This window comes from Haemophilus haemolyticus (genome assembly GCF_003490595.1).
Taxonomy (GTDB): Bacteria; Pseudomonadota; Gammaproteobacteria; order Enterobacterales; family Pasteurellaceae; genus Haemophilus; species Haemophilus haemolyticus_L.
The window spans coordinates 1-16,309 of sequence record NZ_QQGY01000005.1; the positions used below are offsets into that span (position 1 = coordinate 1).

Annotated in this window: 15 protein-coding genes and 2 pseudogenes; 6 read left to right on the plus strand and 11 right to left on the minus strand. The window is 38.0% G+C overall.

What is annotated here, in order from left to right; all coding sequences use genetic code 11:
- Window positions 1-592 (minus strand): two-partner secretion domain-containing protein (locus tag DV415_RS04600; RefSeq protein ID WP_118789822.1); only part of this gene is annotated, 592 nt, incomplete at its 3' end.
- 224 nt (window positions 593-816) lie between these two features.
- Here DV415_RS04600 and DV415_RS04605 point away from each other — a divergent pair.
- Window positions 817-1,379 (plus strand): annotated as a pseudogene (locus DV415_RS04605) (IS1595 family transposase).
- Window positions 1,380-1,533: 154 nt separating this feature from the next.
- Here DV415_RS04605 and DV415_RS04610 read toward each other — a convergent pair.
- From DV415_RS04610 to yceD, 9 genes are all read right to left on the minus strand, one after another.
- Window positions 1,534-2,241 carry a 4'-phosphopantetheinyl transferase family protein gene (locus DV415_RS04610; RefSeq protein WP_118789823.1) on the minus strand — a complete coding sequence of 236 codons (708 nt, stop codon included), beginning with the start codon at window positions 2,239-2,241 and terminating at the stop codon, window positions 1,534-1,536.
- A 60-nt stretch (window positions 2,242-2,301) separates the two neighbouring features.
- Entirely contained in the window at window positions 2,302-3,633 is a 1,332-nt protein-coding gene (locus DV415_RS04615; protein WP_005631480.1) for an anaerobic C4-dicarboxylate transporter, read from the minus strand.
- A 205-nt stretch (window positions 3,634-3,838) separates the two neighbouring features.
- Entirely contained in the window at window positions 3,839-4,069 is a 231-nt protein-coding gene (acpP, locus tag DV415_RS04620; RefSeq protein WP_005627318.1) for an acyl carrier protein, read from the minus strand.
- 272 nt (window positions 4,070-4,341) lie between these two features.
- The gene (gene fabG / locus DV415_RS04625; RefSeq protein WP_065246106.1) at window positions 4,342-5,070 is read right to left on the minus strand and encodes a 3-oxoacyl-ACP reductase FabG; all 729 of its coding nucleotides are present in this window, start codon (window positions 5,068-5,070) and stop codon (window positions 4,342-4,344) included.
- Between the two features lie 12 nt (window positions 5,071-5,082).
- Window positions 5,083-6,021 carry an ACP S-malonyltransferase gene (fabD, locus tag DV415_RS04630; RefSeq protein ID WP_118789824.1) on the minus strand — a complete coding sequence of 313 codons (939 nt, stop codon included), beginning with the start codon at window positions 6,019-6,021 and terminating at the stop codon, window positions 5,083-5,085.
- 625 nt (window positions 6,022-6,646) lie between these two features.
- On the minus strand, window positions 6,647-7,597 hold the full coding sequence (locus tag DV415_RS04645; RefSeq protein ID WP_118789825.1) for a beta-ketoacyl-ACP synthase III: 951 nt from the start codon (window positions 7,595-7,597) through the stop codon (window positions 6,647-6,649).
- A 20-nt stretch (window positions 7,598-7,617) separates the two neighbouring features.
- Window positions 7,618-8,637, minus strand: a complete 1,020-nt coding sequence (plsX, locus tag DV415_RS04650; RefSeq protein ID WP_118789826.1) for a phosphate acyltransferase PlsX — start codon at window positions 8,635-8,637, stop codon at window positions 7,618-7,620.
- A 21-nt stretch (window positions 8,638-8,658) separates the two neighbouring features.
- Complete coding sequence (gene rpmF, locus DV415_RS04655; protein WP_005544470.1) at window positions 8,659-8,829, minus strand: 50S ribosomal protein L32; 171 nt, start codon at window positions 8,827-8,829, stop codon at window positions 8,659-8,661.
- 22 nt (window positions 8,830-8,851) lie between these two features.
- Window positions 8,852-9,376 (minus strand): 23S rRNA accumulation protein YceD, encoded by a 525-nt coding sequence (gene yceD, locus DV415_RS04660; RefSeq protein ID WP_118789827.1) that lies wholly within the window; start codon window positions 9,374-9,376, stop codon window positions 8,852-8,854.
- A gap of 377 nt (window positions 9,377-9,753) precedes the next feature.
- On the opposite strand from yceD, the gene DV415_RS04665 reads away from it, so the two are divergent.
- The 5 genes from DV415_RS04665 to yedF all read left to right on the plus strand — a co-directional run bounded on the left by DV415_RS04665 (window position 9,754) and on the right by yedF (window position 15,879).
- Window positions 9,754-12,510 carry an autotransporter outer membrane beta-barrel domain-containing protein gene (locus DV415_RS04665; protein WP_118789828.1) on the plus strand — a complete coding sequence of 919 codons (2,757 nt, stop codon included), beginning with the start codon at window positions 9,754-9,756 and terminating at the stop codon, window positions 12,508-12,510.
- A gap of 139 nt (window positions 12,511-12,649) precedes the next feature.
- On the plus strand, window positions 12,650-13,519 hold the full coding sequence (gene asd, locus DV415_RS04670) for an archaetidylserine decarboxylase (protein ID WP_192877143.1): 870 nt from the start codon (window positions 12,650-12,652) through the stop codon (window positions 13,517-13,519).
- A gap of 25 nt (window positions 13,520-13,544) precedes the next feature.
- The gene (locus DV415_RS04675) at window positions 13,545-14,168 is read left to right on the plus strand and encodes a BamJ family beta-barrel-assembly machinery protein (RefSeq protein ID WP_118789830.1); all 624 of its coding nucleotides are present in this window, start codon (window positions 13,545-13,547) and stop codon (window positions 14,166-14,168) included.
- Window positions 14,169-14,371: 203 nt separating this feature from the next.
- Complete coding sequence (yedE, locus tag DV415_RS04680; RefSeq protein WP_118789831.1) at window positions 14,372-15,592, plus strand: selenium metabolism membrane protein YedE/FdhT; 1,221 nt, start codon at window positions 14,372-14,374, stop codon at window positions 15,590-15,592.
- A 17-nt stretch (window positions 15,593-15,609) separates the two neighbouring features.
- A complete protein-coding gene (gene yedF / locus DV415_RS04685) occupies window positions 15,610-15,879 on the plus strand; it encodes a sulfurtransferase-like selenium metabolism protein YedF (protein ID WP_005627337.1) in 270 nt (89 codons plus the stop codon).
- Between the two features lie 62 nt (window positions 15,880-15,941).
- Here the strand turns inward: yedF and DV415_RS10475 are convergent.
- A pseudogene (locus tag DV415_RS10475) lies at window positions 15,942-16,272 on the minus strand (5-methyltetrahydropteroyltriglutamate--homocysteine S-methyltransferase); the annotation flags it as partial.
- Window positions 16,273-16,309 lie beyond the last annotated feature (37 nt).

Sequence of the window (16,309 nt, forward strand, 5' to 3'; positions counted from 1 at the left end):
AGCCATCACATTGGATACCACTTGGGTTGGCAATCACCACATCTGCTTTTTTGCCCGCCACTTCCACATAACCTTTTAAACGGCTTGGATTCGCTGAATTTACCTCGTTAAGAATCACTTTTGCTTCGCCGCGAGTAAGATTCGGGTTACCTTGCACCCAGCCCGCCATTTGCGTTTGTGTTGCTTTACGAGCATTGTTTAACACGGCACCTTTCTCTGCTACATCAAATTGTGAATACTGGTTACGTGATACGCCACCTGCACTTGGTGTTTGAATATTTACTTGCGGTAAACCATTCGCTGTTTGAAGTACTATGGGTTGTTGATTACCCGGTGCTGATTTATCTGCACGAATCGCCATATCTTCTGCATGAACAGAAGGCATTAAAAAGACGAAGCCTAATGCTAACATTAAGCTAAAATGAATGGAGTTGAGGGAGAAGGAAAGTGCGGTTGAAAATAATCCTATTTTTTCTTGTTCTGAGCTCACATTTTCACTTTGTGCTTTACCTTGCGATTTTGCCAGCTCAGAGGCCACCACTAGCTGGTTTAAAACTCTACTGAAGATGATTTTATAGTGCTTTTTATTCATTTAGTGAATCCTTAAAAGAGAAAATGGATCTTAATTATGGATTTAGCATTAAAACAATGAAAAAGGCTCTTTGACATTAGGTAAGAAAAGTAATGAGTTAGACGTTTTAGGTCAAGGATATAGAAAGAATTTTGAGATCTAGATCGCAAAATTATTTTAGGACGATAAAAAAATAAAGAGCTATACTAAATAAAGACTAAAAATTCCATTTGGGTTAAACCGACATGAGACAAAGTCGCCTATCAGGTATCACAGCGAGAAGAGACTGTGAACTAGTTAATGTAAACAAAAATACAGCAACTTACTATTTTCATCGTTTACTTTTATTTATCTATCAAGCTTGGAAATGTTTGAAGGAGAGATCCAAGTATATGAAATCTATTTCTGTAGTGTTCATAAGAGTAAACGAGGTCGCGTGCTACGGGTAAAGTCGCTGTATTCGATCTTTTCAAGCGAAACAGTAAGATTTATACCCTTGCGGTGCCAAGTACACAATCTGCAACATTACTACACTACCTATTATCCATGAACAAGTAAAGCCTGATAGTATTTGTTTACACCGATACTTACCGTAGTTATGATGTTCTATGTCAGCGAATTTAGCCATTTTTGAATCAATTACTGTACGTATTTTGCTGAAGATCATAATCACATAAATGGAATTAAGAATTTTAGTTATCAAACCAAACGTCATTTACGTAAGTTTAATGACATTTCCAAAGGGCATTTGGAGCTGTATTTGAATAGGAGCGAAGGGCATTTTAATAATAGTGACATAAAATCTTAGATTTCTATTTTAAAACAATTAATTAAGATAAGCTTAGTCTAGTTATCTAGTACAGCCCCTTTAAAATATAAATTTCAGTGTAAGTTTTATAAAGTTTACACCAATGTTATCTCATTCAACATATTATCCAAATACTTAAACTATCAAGGTAACTCTAGTTCACATGATAAAAGCTGAATTCTTGTAGTATTTTAAGTTGCAATCGTTCCCCACTCCATTCATAAAAGTGCGGTAATTTTTCTTGATGATTGACAAAAGCGGCTAAATAAACAGGGAGTTCATCAGTAAACCACAACTGGCCTTGCGGACAATAATCTGAAAAAATTTTCTGTTTTTTCGGAAAATGACGAACATTGGATAATTTTACGATTCCAAATCCTTGGGATTTCAATACGGCTTCGCGCAAACACCAACAACGATAAAAAGTCTTCAAAGAAGACTGCTGATGATGAAACCAATCAATTTCTTCTTTTGGTGCAATATGTTCCATCAACGCCGTAAAATTTCTTATTTTAGGAAATTCAATATCAATTCCAACCGCACTTTTTTCTTCATTTCTAATATCTAATATTACCGCCACCCAATCACCAGAATGGCTAATATTAAAATCTATTCGCTCATCAAGAAAATAAGGTCTGCCACTTTCAGTACGATGAATTTGAGATAAAAGTGCGGTGGATTTTCCTGATATTTTTAAAAGTTGAAAAAGTAATAAATGAGCAAGCCGACGGCACTGATGACGCTGAAATACACGGGAGCTATCCGTTTCAATTTGATATAGATTTTCTGGAATCAGTTCATCGGGTAAGGATTCCAAAGAAAAAGGTTGATTTATATTGCCGTAGGCGATGTAGGTTGTCATAAAAATAAAAGCACCATTCAAAGGTGCTTTTATATTAAAAGGATTTAGTTTGTGTGTAAATTAGCGAATCACTAATTCCGCTACAGAAACACCGACCAAGCAAGCGACAACAACCCCAATTAAACCTGGCACCATGAAACTGTGGTTAAAATAATATTTACCAATTTTCGTTGTACCCGTTACGTCAAAGTTTACTGTTGCAATGTCTGATGGATAATTTGGAATGAAGAAATAGGCATAAGTTGCAGGCATTAAACCAACCAAGATTGGCGCAGGAATACCTAAGCCAATACCAACAGGTAATAACATTACGGCTGTTGCTGCTTGGCTATTAATTACGACTGAAACTGCAAATAATGCTAACGCGAATGTCCAAGGATAAGTTTGAACCATATCAGTAATCGCGGCTTTAAATTCTGGCATTGCGTATTGGAAGTAAGTATCGCTCATCCAAGCAATACCATAAATCGCAATAGCTGCCACCATACCAGACTTAAATACCACGCCATTTGGCACGATTTGAGGATTCGTTTTCGTTGCGAGTAAAATCACACCACCAAAACAAAGCATCATCATTTGGATGATTAGCGACATAGAAATCGCTTTTCCGCTACCGATAGTGCGAATTTCAGGAATCATCGCAATCGCAACAATCACCACCAATGCTAATAAGAACAAATAAACTGATTTTTTGGCGCCTTGTGGAAGGGCTTCATTCAATGTTGTGCTTGTAGTATTTAAAATACGTTCGCGCCATACTGGATCTTGTAAACGACGTTGATATTCAGGATCTTGTTCTAACTCTTTACCACGACGCATACTATATAAAGAAAGCGCTATCGTACCCGCTAAGGTTGCAGGAACAGTCACACAAATAATATCTAACAAACTAATATGCTCAAAACCCGGCATTGCAGTAATTTTACCTAGATAGAAGACAACAGCTGCAGAGAGTGGACTAGATGTGATGGCTAATTGAGATGCAACCGAAGAGGCTGCCATTGGACGTTCTGGACGAATTTTGTTTTTCAATGCAACATCACCAATGATTGGCATAATTGTGTAAACAGAGTGACCAGTACCAAGCATAAACGTTAATAAATACACGACCAATGGGCCGAGTAAAGTTACACGTTTTGGATTTTTACGGAGAATGCGTTCGGCAATTTGTAACATAAATTTCAAACCGCCTGCAGCTTCAAGTACGGATGCACAAGTCACCACCGCAAGAATGATGAGCATTACATCAATCGGTGCTTTCCCCACTGGCATACGGAATACGAAAACTTCGATAGCAAGACCGATACCAGAAACAACGCCTAATCCGATACCACCGTAACGGCTTCCCATATAAAGCATTAATAATAAGAATAAAAATTCTAAATAAAGCATAAGCACCTCAAAAATAAAAAAACTGTAAAAATAATACCCTTTTTGAGGAATAAAACTAGATATTTTTTAAATTTTAGAGCAAGAATTTAATTAAAAGGTAATTCAGATCAATTTTACAATGTAGGAATAAGGGAAAAGTGCGGTGATTTTAGAAAGAAATTTTTGAAAAAAAATTAGGCGACTTAAAAAGTCGCCCAACTTGAAATTATTGATTGTTTTGCACGTAGTCAATCGCAGATTGAACAGTTGTGATTTTTTCAGCTTCTTCATCTGGAATTTCGATATCGAATTCTTCTTCTAAAGCCATTACTAATTCAACTGTGTCTAAAGAGTCCGCACCTAAATCTTCAACGAAAGAAGCTTCAGATTTAACATCTTCTTCTTTAACACCTAATTGTTCAACGATGATTTTTTTCACGCGTTCTTCAATACTCATTTGTTTTTCCTATTTTGTTGGTTTTAACTCATAAAAGAGCGGTTAGTGTATGTATTTTTTATCAACTTGCAACTATTTTATAGGCTGGTCGCACCACAAAATGGGCAATCTGAATACACACATTAAAAATAGTTACGTACCTTTGCATACGCTCAAGGCGTAACCAAGCTACACTGCGAATGGGATTCTAACATTATCTAAAATCTTTGGCTATGATTTTATGTTTAGAACGCCACTCAAGTCTAAATAAAGAGAAATGCTGATTTTCAGCATTAGCTCATATATAAACCACCATTTACATGCAACGTTGTACCAGTAATATAACCTGCATCATCAGAAGCTAAGAAAGCAACGGCTTTAGCAATATCTTTAGCTTCGCCTAAACGGCCAGCAGGAACATTAGATAAAATACCCGCTTTTTGTTCATCAGTAAGCACTTCTGTCATATCCGTTGCAATAAAACCTGGTGCAACCACATTTACAGTAATACCACGTGCAGCCACTTCTTTCGCTAAAGATTTAGAAAAACCAATCACACCCGCTTTTGCCGCACAATAGTTAGCTTGTCCTGGATTCCCCATTGAACCCACCACTGAACCAATATTGATGATACGACCAAAACGTTTTTTCATCATTGAACGTAACATGGCTTTAGAAAGATGATACACCGAAGTTAAGTTAGTTTGCATAATATCAAACCACTCATCATCTTTCATACGCATCAATAAATTATCGCGAGTAATACCTGCGTTATTCACGAGAATATCAATATCGCCAAAATCATTTTTAATTTGCTCAAGTAAAGTTTCAATAGATTCTTTATCCGTTACGTTTAAAACTAAACCTTTACCTTTATCTCCTAAATATGCAGAAATTGCTTCTGCACCTTTTTCAGATGTTGCAGTACCAATTACAAACGCACCTTTTGAGCTAAGTTCTTCTGCAATCGCACGACCGATACCACGAGTAGCCCCTGTCACTAAAGCAATTTTACCTTGCATTTTTCCTTCCTTTTACGCTAAAAATTCTTCTACAGCATTGAATGATGTAACATCATTTACAGATATTGCTTGTAAATCACCCACAATGCGTTTGGTTAAACCATTTAATACTTTACCCGGACCCACTTCAACAAGCGCTTGAACGCCATCTTGCGCCATTTTTTCAACTGTTTCAGTCCAACGAACTGGGCTATATAACTGACGAACAAGTGCGGTACGAATTTCGGCAGCTTCAGTTTCTGCTTTCACATCAACGTTATTTAATACCGATGTTGTTGGTGTATTAATTTGAATATTCTCAAGTGTTACCGCTAATTGCTCAGCTGCAGGTTTCATCAAGGCACAGTGAGAAGGTACGCTTACGGCTAACGGCAATGCACGTTTTGCGCCTGCTTCTTTACATAATGCAGCCGCACGCTCAACTGCAGCTTTCGCACCAGCAATAACGACTTGACCCGGTGAGTTAAAGTTCACCGCAGATACGACTTCGCCTTCCTCTGCTTGTTTACAAGCATTAATAATTGCTTCATTATCCAAACCAATAATCGCATACATTGCGCCAGTGCCTTCAGGCACAGCTTGTTGCATTAATTTTCCGCGCAATTCCACTAATTTAATCGCATCTTGGAAATCCAACACGCCAGCACAAACTAACGCAGAATATTCACCTAAGCTATGGCCTGCCATCACTTCTGGTTTTAATTGAGGAAATTTTTCTTGCCATACGCGATAAATAGCGACTGAAGCGGCCAAAAGTGCGGGCTGAGTTTGCCAAGTTTTATTAAGTTCTTCAGCAGGGCCTTGTTGAACAAGATGCCATAAATCATAACCAAGCGCATCAGATGCTTGTTTAAATGTTTCAGTAACGATTGGATATTCAGTTGCAAGATCAGCAAGCATACCGACAGTTTGGGAGCCTTGGCCTGGGAAGACCATTGCGAATTTTTTCATTATGTTTTGTCCTATTGTTTTTTAATTGAAAATTCTTCTTCGGTAATTAAAATCGGGTTTCGCCGATGGCGACTTACTTTTTCTTTGCCTCGCCAAAGAAAAAGTAAGCAAAAAGAAAAGCGACCCTGCTTTTCCTTGTTTCCTTTGTTCCATTGAATTTGCTTAACGGAAATTTTCTGAACTCGCTACGCTCAAACAGACGAAAATTTCCTACAAATTCAATTACACAAAGGTGGAAAAGAAGGGAACCCAATTTGTTCTTTATCCGATTTAAAGTGCGGTCAAAACTCAAAATATTTTTTGTTCTTAAAATGAATTCAAAATTAACCGCACTTTTTAAATAATGCTCCGATAAATTCGGGGCCCCATATAAATCGCCTTTGCGACTTTCAATTTTTAGGCAATTTGCGTCTGTTTGAGCGTAGCGAGTTCAGCAAATTGCCGTTAAGAAAATTGAAACAAAGCAAAGAACAGCGATTTAACTGGGGCGTGTTTTCTTTGCCTACTTTCTTTTACACGAGTAAAAGAAAGTAGGTCGCTGTCAGGCGAAACCTGACAACAAAATACCAAAAGTGCGGTCAAATTTTACCGCACTTTAAAATCATCAATAATTATATCAAATCAACTAAAATCTCACTAATGCTGAACCCCAAGTCCAACCACCGCCAAAGGCTTCTAATAATAATAACTGCCCACGTTGAATACGGCCATCTCGAACAGCTTCATCTAAAGCGACTGGCACGGTAGCTGCACTGTTGTTAGCGTATTTATCTAACGTTACCACCACTTGCGACATATCCATTTCTAATTTTTTAGCTGTTGCTGTAATAATGCGTAAATTTGCTTGGTGTGGCACAAGCCAGTCTAAATCTTTTTTATCTAAATTATTGGCTAAAAGGGTTTCTTCCACCACATTTGAAAGTTCACGAACTGCCAGTTTGAAGGTTTCGTTACCTTGCATCTCGATATATCCAGATTTTTCTATACCACGTTCTGGCTGAGCTAAAACAAGGGCATTATGTTTATCCGCTGAAGCATGCAAATGAGTAGAAATAATCCCTTCTTGTTCACTCGATTCAAGAATGACCGCTCCCGCACCATCACCAAATAACACAACAGTGCTACGATCAGTTTCATCTAATTTACGAGAATTGAGATCTGAGCCTATCACTAAGGCTTTTTTCACTTTACCTGCACGAATAAATTGATCTGCCACGCTCAATGCATAGACAAAGCCTGTACAAGCTGCGGCTAAATCAAAAGAAATCGTATCATCAATATTTAATAACCCTTGTACTTGGCATGCGGCACTTGGATAAGCGTGTGAATTACTTGTTGTTGCAACAATAATCAGTTCAATATCTTGAGGATTAATTTGAGCAGCTTCGATCGCATTTTTTGCCGCTTCAAATCCCATTGTTGCAACAGTTTCATCTGCCGCTGCGATACGACGTTCACGAATACCGGAACGAGTGACAATCCATTCATCTGATGTATCAACCATTTTTTCTAATTCCGCATTGGTGCGGATGTAGCTTGGTAAATAACTACCAGTAGATAAAATTCTGCTATTCATAATAAATAAAAATTAAGTCATTAATAACGAGCAAGCCCAGCCAATATTTTTTCTGGAAGTTGCTGGCGAGCTTGGAAAGCGGCATCAGCAATAGCATGTGCAAAAGCATTCACATTTGCGCTACCGTGGCTTTTTACCACCACAGCTTTTAAGCCAATAAGTGATGCGCCATTATATTCATCAGGATTAATTCGTTTCAAGCGTTTATAGCGTTGTTTAAATACAAAGCGAAAAATCCAAGCAAGAATGGGCTTTATAAAACGTGAATTCGCTTTATCTTTAAACAGAGATAACAAATTTCTCACTGCCCCTTCTAAGGTTTTCAACGCGACATTGCCTGCAAATCCATCACTCACAATCACGTCGGCTTTTCCATTCAGTAAAACGTCACCTTCGATAAATCCGACATAATTAAGTGCGGTTGATTTTTGCAGTAAATTAGCGACATCACGAATAGATTGATGGCCTTTAATTTCTTCAATACCAATATTCAATAATCCAATTCTCGGATACACCAAATTAAGTCGAGCTTCAGCAAAAATCACGCCCATTATAGCAAATTGATAAAGATTTTCCGCACTACACTCAATATTTGCACCAAGATCTAACATCACTGATTTTTCACCATCAATGGTCGGAATCAAAGAAATCAATGCAGGGCGTGCAATGCCTTGTAAAGGCTGTAATAAAATCTTCGATAATCCCATTAATGCAGCTGTATTGCCCGCACTTACACAACCTTGCGCTTCGCCACGTTGTACAGATTCCAATGCTAAACGCATTGATGTACCTTTACTATGACGCAATGCATAAGATATGCCTTGATTATTTTCGATAACACTTGAGCAATGTTGAACTTGTATTCGTTCTAAAATTGATTGAGAACACTTATTGAGAAGAGGAGAAATTTGTTGACTATCGCCAAAGAGGATTAAAGAAAGCTCAGGATCATTTTCCAACGCTAAAAGAGAGGCAGGGATAGTAATACGGGGACCAATGTCCCCGCCCATCACATCTAACGCCAAGGTTAGACGAGTCAAGTGAATACCTATAAGTAAAAATTACTTATTGATCACTTTACGACCACGATAGTAACCGTCTGCAGTTACGTGGTGGCGTAAGTGAGTTTCACCGCTTGCTTTATCTACTGATACAGCAGCAGTTGTTAAAGCATCGTGTGAACGACGCATATCACGACGTGAACGAGATTTTTTGTTTTGTTGAACAGCCATTGGCTATACTCCTAAATTTAATTTACTTTTGCTTTAAATTAGCTAATACAGCGAACGGGTTCGGTTTTTTTGCCAATTCTTCCGGCAATTCGCCAAAAACCTGTTCCTGCGCGGACACTTCACAGTGTTCAGATGAATGCATTGGGACAAGCGGTAGAGCTAAAATAAGTTCGTCTTCCACTGTACCAATTAAATCTATTTCGCCAAACGCATTAAATTCGATTGGTTCATAAATTTCGGGCAAGTCATCAGCCTGATCCCAATTAGCCACTGGACTATAAATAAACTCACACTCCAATGTTTGTTTGTAAGGCAAATTACAACGCTGACATTCAAGCTCGACATCAACCTGTACTTTACCTTTCATCACCACTAATTTTTGTGGATCAACATAAAACGATAATGTTACCTGTGCATCGCTGAGCACGTTTACCACTGATTCCGCCAAACGCTCAAGCTGATTAGCAGCATAATAGCCAACATAATCAAGCCGTCTTTGAGCATCTTTTACCGGGTCAACGGTTAGGGGTAGTTTTACCTTTTGCATAGGGCGTGAATATTACCTGTTGTTTCGAAGATAGTCAAAGAGAAATCGTGGATTTTCTAAAATTTACGCTGTAGCAACCGCACTTTTGACTCAATTTTATAATTTTCATCTTAGTTCACGTCGATTTCATTTACAGGAACGTCCAGAAGCAACGCGATTAACGCGATTAAAAAAACACCTCAAACAGCTCAAAAAAAAAACAATTAAGATTGGAATAGGATAAAAAACATACACCGCAAACATAAAAATGATCTAAAATAACAAAACCTTTTTTAGCGCATAAAATAATACCCCAAAAAAATATCCTACTGAGAACGGTTATCAATGAATAGCCTATCAATACATCTCAAGTAAGAAAATCAAAGGGAAAAATAACTATGAAAAATGAAACAATCGCCCTCTGCCTCCTTTCTGGCTGCCTGCTGGCTGCGGGTATGGAAAAAAGCATTGCCGCTTCCGGTACGATTTTGGAAAAACCCAATCATACGGCGGCGATAGCGGGCAAAAATCAGACCAACGAACATACTTTCGATTATTCGGGCGAAACTGCCGTCACGCCGATTAATTCCCTAGTTATTGCCGCCTATGACAAAGGCGCGAAAAATACCATTACAGTCAAGGGCAACCCGTCTGTCGGGGAAAAGGATTTGAAAGATGCAAGTGGTGAAGCGTCGTTGAAAGATGCAAGGGGCGAAGTGTTGAAAGAACCCGCGCATTGGACCATCGAAAAGACAAAACCTATAGGGCAGGTGCACAGCGGTCGATACACGCTTTCGTCAACTGTTGCTAATGCTGGGATTTTGTTGGCAGACAAAAGCTATGAAGGGAAGAACAATATTACTTTGGAAAACGTATCCGTCAAAAATACCTCCTCAAAGAATGCCATTCACGCAAACGATACTTTGACAGCCTCTGGTTTCGGTATGTCGGACACAACCCTGACTTTTAAGGGAAACAACTATCTTTATACAGACGGCACCAAAACAAGCGACAAAACCCAAGGGAACGGCATACATTTATTCAAGAATAATGGAACCAAACAATCCACAGAAACCAAAAACCATACCAAAATCGAGTCGGAAGCGGGTTCCAATCTGAACATATACGTCAAATCCGGAACGTCTAGAGGGCGCGGCATCGGGGTAACGCAATATAAGGACGTAATCATCAACACGTCGGGACCGAGAAAAACGGTTATCAATCAGACCGAAATGGATTTTCGCGGCGCGGTCAGCATCAAGGTGGATCGCGGCGATAATAAGAACGCCGAAAACTATGGTGTTTATGTGGGGAATCTGCCGAGAAAAATCGGAAACAGCGAGGATGTGCCGGACGATTCGTACAACCGCGTTACCTTTCATAGCGATGTGAAAATAGATGTGCAACCTGTACTTGATGAAGAGGGAAAACAAAAATCTATTGGAGATGCTTTCAATGTTGATGGTAAAAACAGTAAAGTTGAAGTTAAAGGCGATGGAAAAGTACAAATCGACGGTGATATTCACGTTCTGAATGGGGGCAAAATTGAATTAAATCTAAAAAACAAAGACTCCTATTTCCACGGAGAAGCTCATATTGGTAAACGACAATATGGTGGTGATCCAGATGACCCGAACGATAAACCAAATGGACAAAATCTGTTTGATGAAAACCGTGATGGTTCAGATCCTGATAAAGCTAATACTAAATTTAATTTTACTATGACCAACGGATCTCGTTGGGATGCGACGAATACATCGAAGATTAATAATTTTAATATTTCCGATGGTGCTACCGTAAACTTTGGCAATTCTAAGCGGAATATTAATATCTCCGTGGAAAATTTGAAAGGTGATAGTGGTACTTTCAATATGCATGGAAAGATTGCTGATTTTACTAGTGAGAATAAAGGTCAAGGTATAGCTGATAAATTAATCGTTCGTAAATCTAGCGAGGGCGATCATAAAATAATCTATAAAGATGATGGAACTGCGCCTACGAAAGGAAATGAATATATAAAGCTCGTAGAATATGTCACAAAAAATAAAGACGATATTAAAGGACATTTCAAGTTAATTAATGGCACCACTGATCAAGGAGCCTATGAGTTTACATTGACGCGTCCAGATGATTCTAAACTTGTTAAAATTGAAGGTAAAGATGAAAACGAAGTAGTTCGTGATGACTTTTACTTAAATCCAACAGGGCGGTTAAGCACTGGTGCACAAGGTGCGGTAATTTTAGGCGATATTATTTATCAATCTAATTTGACTTTAACTGAAAGTTTACATCAACGCTTAGGCGAAGTGCATTTTAATAAAGACCTCATCAAACAAAAAGATATTTGGGTTAAATATATTAATGGTGAATACAGTGGTTCGCGAAGTATTAAAGTGGGTCAATATACTAATCGTTATCAAGGCTTAAAAATAGGCCATGATTGGGTGAAAGAAAGAGGAAATTGGATAAATTATAATAGTCTATCATTTGGATATATCAGTTCCGCTGCAAAATCACAAATATATCCAGGTAAAATTAAACTTAATGGCTCAGAATTAGGCTTATATTCTTCTTGGTTAAACAAGAAAAATGACTGGTATTTTGATTTCTTTACGAAAGCAATAAGCTATGGTGGCGGTTATGACTTACTTAGCCCGTCAAAAAAATCGGTTAAATCCCCAACAATACACACTTTTACTTATATACTTTCCGCAGAAACAGGGAAACGGATTAACTTAAGTGAAACAGCTAAACGTGTAATCTATTTACAACCAGAGGCTCAATTAGCCTATCATGCCACTGGCGGATATGCGTTTAAAGCATCGAATGGACTTGATATTAAAACAGAAAAAGTCACCAGTTTAATTGGTAGAATTGGTTTTCGTGCAGGGCTGGATTATTTCAATGAGAAAAATCTACATCCTTATATCAAGCTAATGTATGAAAGAGAATTTTTAGGTGAAATGCAACACACATTTAATGAAGTTGCAGTTGAGAGATTCAGTAATAGAGGAAGTTGGTGGGTTTATGGCTTTGGGCTTTCTTATATGAATAAAGCGAAAAATACGCAACTCTATTTCGAGGCACAACGTTCTTCAACGCATAACTTTAAACAAAATTGGCAAGCTCATCTTGGTGTAAGATACTTGTTCTAATTAATACGCCACAATGGCACACGCTTTCAACGTGTGCCAATTTTTTTACCTTGATTATTTCCCCCAATCATCAAAAAAGTTGGCACATTGATAAAAATTGCTATAATCACGCCTCTTTTTTTAACAAGGAAAGATAATGATGACTTCAAATTCTTATTGGCAACGCTTGAAAGTGGCATTTCAATATATCATGCCGCAAATTTATTTAACTCAAATTGCAGGCTGGTTTGCTAAACAAAAATGGGGTGTGCTAACCCATGTTGTAATTAAAGCTTTTGCAAAAAAATACAACATTGATATGAGCATTGCGCAAAAAGAACAATTTTCTGATTACGCAAGTTTTAATGAATTTTTTATTCGCCCGTTAAAAGAAAACGCGCGTCCAATTAATCAAAATCCTACCGCACTTTGTTTACCAGCAGACGGTCGCATTAGCGAGTGCGGTCATATCGACGATACTCTTTTATTGCAGGCTAAGGGGCATTTTTTCAGCCTAGAAGACTTACTGGCAGAAGATCAAGAATTAGTGGAAGCCTTTAAAAACGGTGTGTTTGCTACCACTTATCTTTCTCCTCGTGATTACCACCGAGTACATATGCCGTGCGATGGTACGCTACGCAAAATGATTTATGTGCCAGGCGATTTATTCTCTGTGAACCCATTTTTAGCCCAACATGTACCCAATTTATTTGCGCGTAATGAACGTGTGATTTGTGTATTTGATACTGAATTTGGCACAATGGTACAAATTTTGGTCGGTGCAACTATCACTGCAAGCATTGGCACAACTTGGGCGGACGTGATTAATCCACCACGCCACAACGAAGTGAAAACTTGGACTTATGAAGGCGAAAGTGCGGTCAAATTATTGAAAGGTCAAGAAATGGGTTGGTTCCAACTTGGTTCGACAGTGATTAATTTATTCCAAGCAAATCAAGTCCATTTAGCTGATCATTTAAGCGTCAACGAACCTGTTCGCATGGGCGAAATTTTGGCATATAAAAAATAATTTTTTAACGAAAGGAAAACATCAAATGAATTTTGAACAAGTAAAATTAGAAAGCATTTCTGAAAAAGGTAGCTACGGGATTGGTTTACAAATTGGACAACAATTAGCCGATAGCAAAATGGAAATCACCGTTGAAGCGGTGGCGAAAGGCATTTTTGATGCATTAAATCATAATCAACCAGCATTAGACATCAATGAGTTAATGCAATCCGTTCAACAACTTCAACAGCAAGCAGCTGAGGCACAACAAGCACAATTTAAAGCCATTGAAGAAGAAGGCAAAAAATTCTTAGAAGAAAATGCGAAAAAAGCAGGCGTAAACATAACCGATAGCGGTTTGCAATACGAAATCATGACTGAAGGCAATGGCGCAAAACCATCTGCAACAGATAAAGTGCGAGTACACTACACTGGTACATTACCAGATGGCACCGTATTCGACAGTTCTGTTGCTCGCGGCACACCAGCTGAATTCCCAGTAAATGGTGTAATTCGTGGTTGGGTTGAAGCATTACAAATGATGCCAGTTGGTTCTAAATGGAAACTCACTATTCCACACGAACTTGCTTACGGTGAACGTGGCGCTGGCGCATCAATTCCGCCATTCTCAACACTCGTATTTGAAGTAGAATTATTAGATATTCTTTAATCGAAAAATATGATATCTATAAAGGCAAAGCTATAAAGGTTTTGCCTTTATTGTTAAAATAATGTTATCATTTTACCTGACAAATTTCATTTGTCTTATATCGCAAGTTTTGTGTATAGGAAAATGGGCACTTCTTTTTTCACTGCATTCATTATTTATACCTTTCTTGCAAATCTTTCTTTTCAATAAATTTAGGTTATCTTATGAAAGAGATTTGGCTACAATTTAAACAAAATTACTTAATTAAATACTGGAATCCGATTGTCGCAGTGACTGCAGCGGGTTTGCTTTCCGCTTATTACTTTGGGGTAACAGGCACTTATTGGGCTGTTACAGGGGAATTTACTCGGTGGGGAGGACATGCATTACAAGCATTAGGCGTTGATGTATCTGAATGGAGTTACTACAAAATCATAGGAATGCAAGGTAACATCTTCTCACGTGTTGATGGCGTAATGATCTTAGGCATGTTTGCAGGTTGTATTTCTGCAGCACTTTGGGCAAATAATGTAAAATGGCGCAACCAACCACATAAACGTCGGATTGTTCAAGCTTTAATTGGCGGTGCATTAGCAGGATTTGGTGCACGTTTAGCAATGGGATGTAATTTAGCTTCACTTTTTACAGGTATTCCACAATTTTCGGTACACGCTTGGTTCTTCACTATCGCAACAGCAATAGGTACTTATGCTGGTGTGAAAGTCACATTATTACCAATATTTCGCGTTAAATTAGAACTGAAAAAAGGCGCAGCGAAAATAAAAGAAACAGATCCTAAACAAGCACAACGCCGTTTCTGGATTGGTATGGTTGTATTTTTTGCTTATCTTATTGCTTCACTTTATGTAATGACTCAATCTATTAAACTTGGTTTTGCTATGGTTTGTGGTTTGGCTTTCGGGTTATTAATTGAACGAGCTCAAATTTGTTTTACCTCAGCTTTCCGTGACTTATGGGTAACTGGGCGTGCTTATATGGCAAAAGCTATTATTTTTGGAATATTAGTGGGCACAATTGGTGTATTTAGCTACATTCAACTTGGCGTCTCGCCTAAAATTATGTGGGCTGGCCCCAATGCTATTATTGGCGGTTTATTATTCGGCTTTGGTATTGTACTCGCTGGTGGTTGTGAAACAGGTTGGATGTATCGCTCAATGGAAGGTCAAGTACACTTTATGTGGGTTGGCTTAGGTAATGTAGTCGGTTCAACTTATCTCGCCTATGTTTGGGATGATATAGCCCCTGTTTTAGCACTTGATTACGAAAAACTTAATTTACTAAAATCTTTCGGGCCCGTAGGTGGCTTACTTGTGAATTACGGTTTATTAATTTTATGTTTAATTGCCGTAGTCTGGTGGGAACGTCGTTTCTTAGCCAAAGCAAAATCTCAAATAACCGCACAAACTGGCTGTGGATGTAATTAACCAAAAGGAGCATAATCATGGCATTTACTATTGTTCAAAAATTAGATAAAGATCCAAAAGACATTTCACCCGATTATACATTAGATACGTTAGGCGAACCCTGCCCTTACCCCGCTATTGTAATGTTAGAAACCATGCCACAATTACAAAAAGGTGAAATTTTAGAACTATTAAGCGATTGCGCACAATCTATCAACAACATTCCTATTGATACTAAAAATCATGGCTATACACTGCTAAGTGTAGAGCAAGATGGAACAAAATTACGTTACTTAATTCAGCGTTAAAAAATGGCTCCATAAGGAGCCATTTTTTATCTACCCATAAAATCAAATTAATCTTCGCCCCAAACCTCTTTAGCGATTTCTTCGCGTGTAACATAAATGCCCGTATCCCACTGAATAGGATACATTAATTGATTGGGACTAGGGATGGTATATTTAACTATGCTACGATCACCAACAATAACATTCAATTTCTTTAAATGCTCAATAAATAGATGATTTGGATACCTCATCTAACTGAGCTTGGAATAACTTTGTAATTTCTTGATCTTCAATCTCAGTTAATTGTTCACAAGAAATTTCACCTGATGAAAATTTTAAACGAGCCTATTTTAATCCTTATGAACGTAAATAAGAGCCTACAGTGTCTGCATGTAATGGGAGGATTTTTGACATTTTACTTCCTTATTTTATGATTTAATTAAAAGAATCC

Excerpts from the sequence above, each read along its gene's own strand:
- DV415_RS04610 (WP_118789823.1), bottom strand. The coding sequence starts at position 2,241 with ATGACAACCTACATCGCCTACGGCAATATAAATCAACCTTTTTCTTTG.
- DV415_RS04615 (WP_005631480.1), bottom strand. The coding sequence starts at position 3,633 with ATGCTTTATTTAGAATTTTTATTCTTATTATTAATGCTTTATATGGGA.
- acpP (WP_005627318.1), bottom strand. The coding sequence starts at position 4,069 with ATGAGTATTGAAGAACGCGTGAAAAAAATCATCGTTGAACAATTAGGT.
- fabG (WP_065246106.1), bottom strand. The coding sequence starts at position 5,070 with ATGCAAGGTAAAATTGCTTTAGTGACAGGGGCTACTCGTGGTATCGGT.
- fabD (WP_118789824.1), bottom strand. The coding sequence starts at position 6,021 with ATGAAAAAATTCGCAATGGTCTTCCCAGGCCAAGGCTCCCAAACTGTC.
- DV415_RS04645 (WP_118789825.1), bottom strand. The coding sequence starts at position 7,597 with ATGAATAGCAGAATTTTATCTACTGGTAGTTATTTACCAAGCTACATC.
- rpmF (WP_005544470.1), bottom strand. The coding sequence starts at position 8,829 with ATGGCTGTTCAACAAAACAAAAAATCTCGTTCACGTCGTGATATGCGT.
- yceD (WP_118789827.1), bottom strand. The coding sequence starts at position 9,376 with ATGCAAAAGGTAAAACTACCCCTAACCGTTGACCCGGTAAAAGATGCT.
- DV415_RS04665 (WP_118789828.1), top strand. The coding sequence starts at position 9,754 with ATGAAAAATGAAACAATCGCCCTCTGCCTCCTTTCTGGCTGCCTGCTG.
- asd (WP_192877143.1), top strand. The coding sequence starts at position 12,650 with ATGACTTCAAATTCTTATTGGCAACGCTTGAAAGTGGCATTTCAATAT.
- DV415_RS04675 (WP_118789830.1), top strand. The coding sequence starts at position 13,545 with ATGAATTTTGAACAAGTAAAATTAGAAAGCATTTCTGAAAAAGGTAGC.
- yedE (WP_118789831.1), top strand. The coding sequence starts at position 14,372 with ATGAAAGAGATTTGGCTACAATTTAAACAAAATTACTTAATTAAATAC.
- yedF (WP_005627337.1), top strand. The coding sequence starts at position 15,610 with ATGGCATTTACTATTGTTCAAAAATTAGATAAAGATCCAAAAGACATT.